The 5,876-nt window shown below is 46.4% G+C and carries 6 protein-coding genes; 4 read left to right on the top strand and 2 right to left on the bottom strand.

Going from position 1 to position 5,876, the window contains the following annotated elements; all coding sequences use genetic code 11:
• The first annotated feature begins 183 nt into the window (after nt 1-183).
• The gene (locus H595_RS0119100; RefSeq protein WP_156886031.1) at nt 184-1,017 is read left to right on the top strand and encodes a hypothetical protein; all 834 of its coding nucleotides are present in this window, start codon (nt 184-186) and stop codon (nt 1,015-1,017) included.
• A gap of 42 nt (nt 1,018-1,059) precedes the next feature.
• On the opposite strand, the gene H595_RS0119105 is transcribed toward H595_RS0119100, so the two are convergent.
• The gene (locus H595_RS0119105) at nt 1,060-2,061 is read right to left on the bottom strand and encodes a hydrolase (protein WP_027672587.1); all 1,002 of its coding nucleotides are present in this window, start codon (nt 2,059-2,061) and stop codon (nt 1,060-1,062) included.
• 53 nt (nt 2,062-2,114) lie between these two features.
• On the opposite strand from H595_RS0119105, the gene H595_RS0119110 reads away from it, so the two are divergent.
• The 3 genes from H595_RS0119110 to H595_RS23020 all read left to right on the top strand — a co-directional run bounded on the left by H595_RS0119110 (nt 2,115) and on the right by H595_RS23020 (nt 5,554).
• Nucleotides 2,115-2,606: a hypothetical protein gene (locus H595_RS0119110; RefSeq protein WP_027672588.1), complete on the top strand. Its 492-nt coding sequence runs from the start codon at nt 2,115-2,117 to the stop codon at nt 2,604-2,606.
• Between the two features lie 12 nt (nt 2,607-2,618).
• Nucleotides 2,619-4,190, top strand: coding sequence for a GMC family oxidoreductase (locus tag H595_RS0119115; RefSeq protein WP_027672589.1), 1,572 nt, complete (start codon nt 2,619-2,621; stop codon nt 4,188-4,190).
• A gap of 164 nt (nt 4,191-4,354) precedes the next feature.
• On the top strand, nt 4,355-5,554 hold the full coding sequence (locus H595_RS23020; RefSeq protein WP_338109757.1) for a sensor domain-containing protein: 1,200 nt from the start codon (nt 4,355-4,357) through the stop codon (nt 5,552-5,554).
• A gap of 17 nt (nt 5,555-5,571) precedes the next feature.
• On the opposite strand, the gene H595_RS0119125 is transcribed toward H595_RS23020, so the two are convergent.
• Nucleotides 5,572-5,876: IS5/IS1182 family transposase (locus H595_RS0119125; protein ID WP_027670053.1), on the bottom strand; the 305-nt coding region annotated here is incomplete at its 5' end.

A 5,876-nucleotide genomic window follows, 5' to 3' on the forward strand; every position in this document is an offset into this window, starting at 1 on the left:
TAAAGCGGATAACCAAATCACTGATGGTTGCCCGACCAATATTCAACGCTTGGGAGATTTGCCGATCGCTTAACCGTGCTTCAAATTTGAGGCGGAATATATCCAGATAAGTTTGCATATCTGTCCTTACCATTTTCTTTTTACGTGTCATGACTACTCCGGCAAAACAGTTAAAAAACTGTTATGCCAAAGTCCGTAAAACGAAGGAAGAACAAACTGGCCGGACGATACCGAAACAGATGGCCGGATGAGGCCGAAATCAGTGGCCGGATGATACCGAAATGGGTGGCCGACTCATGCCGAAATCGCTGGCCGGATCATCCCGAAATACGCACCAGTCAGGCCGAATCCATTATGGCAGCTAATCCACAGCTGTTGTCGCGCATATTTGTACATATAAACTCAACAGAGGTGTTGCTTTCATTGTTGCCGCAGGCTCAGTCGCTGCATTATGAAATACTAAAGGATTATGGCTCTGGGTTAACAGCAAAGCAAAACTTTTCGCCTGAGCAGTTAGCGCAATTATATTCTGCTTTTGAGCCAATGTTTTTTTTGCAGTTTGCTTATAAACAACTACATAAACTGACTGATGAAGCGTTTGCTGCACTGCTGCCACTGGTGCCGGATTTAATTAGATACCGCGATGTGCTTAAGAATAAGCATTACAGCCCGCAAAAGATCAAAATGCTGCTGAAATTATTACTAGGCCGCTATAAAAGAGCCGATATGGTGTCTTTTTTATGTGCATCCCAACTGGATATTGACGATATGCAGCATATGATGCAGTTAAAATCTGATGATATGCGTTTGTTGGTAGCAATGTATCAACCGTTAACTGCTGAGCAAATACAGCAATTAAGCGAAGATACATCTGAAAGCGTGAGCGATGCTTTACTTTACAATGAGAATGTATCCTCGGAACAATTGTCATTAGACTTTTTGCAAGCCAAAGTAGCTGGTCGCAACAAAAGCATCGTTAAACGGGCAAAGGAACGGTTACAAGCTCGTGTCAATTGATACGCCAATTGTTATCTGAGTAATGGGCAACTGGGCAGGAAATTACTTGCCTAGCTGCTCTTGCAGAAACTCGGGTATGCGTTGATTTAGCCAAAAAGTGGGTTTGAATACACTGCCACTCACAAAGCCAACATGCCCACCGCCGCTGGTCAGTTCATAGTGAATATGCTGGTTAAGCTCATCTGCAGTCGGAATAACAGCATCTGATAAAAATGGATCATCCTTGGCATGAATAATCAGTGTCGGAATATCAATATGCTGCAAAAAAGCTTTGCCGCTGGCTTGTTGATAATAGTCTTGTGCGTCTAAAAAGCCGTGAATAGGTGCGGTAAAAACATCGTCAAATTGTTCAATGCTGCTAAGTCTTCTTACTTTGCGGGCCGTTAACGGGATTGGAAACTGAGGAAACTGTTTTAGCTTTAGCAGGGTGCTACGTTTTAACCGGCCAAGTAAATAATGTTGATAAAGCTTGCTACTGCCTTGATTAATCCGGCTTGCGCAAGCGGATAAATCTAGCGGAGGGCAAACCGCAACTACCGCAGATAACGGATTGGCGCCATTATTTTCGCCACAGTATTTCAACAACACATTGGCACCTAGCGAATAACCAACGGCGACCAGTTTTTGCTCTGGAAAACGCTGACCAATTTCAACCAGCACTGCTGCTAAATCAGCAGTATCACCACTATGGTAAGCCCGCGGGAGTTTGTTTGGCTGGCCATTGCAGCCGCGAAAATGCATCAGTACGGCGGGCCAGCGCAGTTGACGGCATTTCGCCAACATCGTTTGCACATAATGGCTATTAATGTCGCCAGCCAATCCATGCAACAGCACTACCAAAGGGGCATTGGGCGCTACACGTGAAGGTTGCATCCAGTTAAGTTGTAACTCATCGCCATCAGGTAAGCTAAATATTTCTGCAACCGTCTTCTGCTTTTTACGCGGGCGCAGGTATTTGGCAAAGATAGTTTGCAAGTGCGGGTGCTTTAGCCACCAGGCGGGCTTAAAAGAGGACGAAATCACTGGTCTGACTTGAGCTTGCAAATTAGGTTTTCCTGATAAACAATGGGTTAACGTTTTACAGCGGACAGCGTTAAATGGATCGACGACAATTTCTAATCAGCGGCATTGCTTTAGGCGCAGCAGCAAGCTTGGGTGTTGCTGGCTGGCATTACAGTGTTCAGCCTAACAGTGATAACCGCGATTGGGTGCTGTCAGCAATATTGCCAGCGCTATTGTACGACGCTTTGCCAGAAGATACGACCCTGGCTATGGCCCAACTACAGCGTAGCAAAACCGCCATAACGGACTTTATCGCTTTTTTACCGCTGAGTCAGCAGCAAGAGCTGCAACAGTTATTCAATTTGTTAGCACAGCGCATCACTGAATTGGCTTTTACAGGGCACTTTACAACCCTGGCTGCACTGAGCATCAACCAGCGCTTAGCCATATTACAACAGTGGCGTGACAGTTATCTTACTACGTTGCAGCAGGCCTATCATGGCCTTAGAGAGCTATTGTACGGCGCTTATTATGGCCAGCCAGAACACTGGCAACCGCTGGCGTATACTGCGCCTAAATTTCGCTAATGAGAATACGTCATGACGACTAGCCAGCTTGACGCCAGCCAATTTACCCGCGACAGACATTTTGAAACCGACATTGTCATTATTGGCTCTGGTGCCGGTGGCGGTATTGCTGCAGAGCAACTCACGCAAGCCGGTTATAAGGTGTTATTACTCGAAGAAGGGGCTTATTACACCCGCGATAATTTTGTCATGGAAGAGCGCTGGGCCTATCCCAACTTATATCAGGAAGGTGCTGCGCGTAAAACGCGGGATAAAAGCATTGGTATTTTACAAGGTCGCACCGTAGGCGGTTCTACCACCGTTAACTGGACCACATCAATTCGCACCCCCCAGCCTACATTAGATTATTGGCAGCGTGAATTTGGCTTAGATTTTAGCAATGAAAACGACTTAACGCCGTTTTTTGAAAAAGCCGAGCAACGGTTAAATATTCATCAATGGCCAGTACCACCCAATGCTAACAACGCCAAGCTGCAACAAGGCTGTGAAAAGCTGGGTTGGCAATATACGGTAATAAAACGCAATGTTAATGGCTGTGCCAATTTGGGTTACTGCGGTATGGGCTGTCCGATTAATGCTAAACAGTCGATGCTGGTGAGTACCATACCTGCGGCGCTGGCGCAGGGAGCCACACTGATTTCGCGGCTTTCGGTGCGCAAGCTGCACTGGCAAAACGACCGTATAACCGGCGTTGATGCTGTGCCGGTTGATAGTCATTTTCAGCCACGGCAGGATATTCATGTCAGCATCGTGGCAAAACACTATATTGTTGCAGCTGGCGCTATTGGTTCACCAGCCTTATTGCTGCGTTCAAAAGTACCAGACCCCTCCGGCCGTTTAGGTAAGCATACGTATTTGCACCCAACGGTGATTTCTGGTGCGTTGTTTGCTGATGACATTAACGGCCATAGTGGCGCGCCACAAAGTATTTACTCCGACCAATTTGTTTGGCCAGACACTGACAACAAGCCAGGGTATAAACTGGAGGTGCCGCCGTTGCACCCCGTGCTAATGGCAACCAAACTTATTGGCACCGGGGCAGAGCACGCGGCGTTAATGCAAAATTTCAATCAGTTACAGGTTGTTATTGCCTTGCAGCGCGACGGCTTTCATCCGCAAAGCCAGGGCGGTACAGTGCAGTTAGATCAGCAACAACAACCGGTGTTAGATTATCCTATCAGTGACTATGTCTGGCAGGGCATGCGCGAGGCATTATTATCAATGGCTGAACTGCAATTTGCCGCCGGAGCAAAACAAGTACTGCCTATTCATCACGATGCCAAACTGTATAACAGCTGGCCAGAAGCAAAAGCGGCTATTGCTGCACTACCGATGGAAAAGCTGCGTCAAACGGTGGTGTCGGCACATGTTATGGGCGGTTGTAATATGAGCGCAGAGCCAACGAAAGGTGTCGTAAACCAGGATGGCCGTCATCATCAACTGAAAAATTTATCAGTATTTGATGGCTCTATTTTACCCACCAGTTTGGGCGCAAACCCGCAGCTCACGATCTATGCGCTGGTGTGGCGCAATTGCCATTTATTGCTTAACAAATTCAATACCAGCGTGGATAGTAGTCGTTAGGATGAAGGCTGGTTAGTACCCCCATTTTTGATAAGAAAATCAGTTAATAATATCGGCTATAGCGACAGAAGCATGCTAAAGTTTAGCCAGTATATTTCCTGTAGTGCGTTTACTGTTTTATGAATGCCAAAAGCTACGAATCGTTAAGTAATTAAATAGACTTACTGCTAGATGCCATCTGTGTTGTAGACAGACATGGCAGGTTTGATTTTGTCAGTGCTGGCGCTGAACGTATTTTTGGTTATACACCGGCAGAAATGCTGGGGCGGCAAATGATTGAATTCGTTCATCCGGATGATCGTGAGCGCACTTTAAATACCGCTAATGATATAAATGCCGGTGTGTTGAAAGTGGATTTTGAGAACCGCTATATTCGCAAAGATGGCCAAATAGTGCACTTGTTGTGGTCAGCGCGCTGGTCGGACATTGATCAGCGCCGTGTAGCCGTAGCTAGAGATATAAGCTGTAGTAAGCAAATAGAAGCGCGCCAGTCTGCGGTGTATGCCATTTCTGAAGCGGCGTTTGCCAGCGATGACCTAAAGGCGTTGTATCAAAGTATTCAACATATTATTGCCGGATTAATGCCAATGTGGCGCTTTGCTATCGTGCTAAAAGATGGCGATACAGATGAGTTGATTTTTGGCCACAATGCGGCGTTACAAACGCTAACAGACGATATTGCAAATTTGGATGTACTGACCTTGTGTGCGGAAGTTATCCGTCGCTCAGAAACGATCTTGATATCAGACAACAATGTCAGTGACCTACCCGCGAGAGTGAAGCCTTTGATAGCCAAGCAAGCTACGAATTGGCTAGGCGTACCGCTAAAATCCCATAGCGCTGTTATTGGGGTACTTATGCTGCAAAACGCAGGTGATGCTAATGCTTACAGTAACAGTGAAGTAGAGTTACTGGAGTTTGTATCTGTGCAGGTTGCTGTGGCGATAGAGCGTAAGCAAGTGCTAGAGCGATTGCAGCGAAGTGCGCTGTATGATCAGTTAACACAGCTGCCCAATCGTGAGTTATTTCATGACAGGTTACGTTTAGCAATGATGCATGCCGGGCGGGAGCAGCACAAGTTTGCTTTGCTGTATTTAGATTTAGATAACTTTAAACAAGTAAATGATAATTTCGGCCACCACATGGGTGACGAATTATTGCAACATACGGCGCAGCGTACTCAGGCTTGTTTGCGACAAACGGATACAGTTGCCCGCTTTGGTGGTGACGAATTCGTTATTTTACTGCCAGATACTGATTCTGACGCCGTGGTACTGCAACTTGCTGAAATAATCCGCGACGCTCTGAGCAAACCTTTTTATTTATCGGGGCAGCAGTTAACGGTGTTGCCTAGGGCCTGTTGATCTTTGCTGTTTATAATTCAGCCAACCCACATTGGCAGCCATAATAGACAGCAAGCCAAGGCAAGTGTACTTGCATAATTCCGGGCCAATTTATCATACCGGGTTGCTACTGAACGGTAATGTTTTAGCCTGGCAAACACGTTCTCTACTAAATGGCGATATTTGTACAGACACCAATCAATATCGCCATTTCCAATTTTTGAATTACGTTTACGCGGTATCGTTGGGACGCCATTTTTCGCTCGGATCTGCTCCCGTACTTTCTCACTGTCATAGCCCCGGTCTGCGATAACATGCTCGGCATCAGGCAGTTGTTCAAGTA

Source organism: Rheinheimera baltica DSM 14885, from assembly GCF_000425345.1.
In the GTDB taxonomy this organism is placed as follows: Bacteria; Pseudomonadota; Gammaproteobacteria; order Enterobacterales; family Alteromonadaceae; genus Alishewanella; species Alishewanella baltica.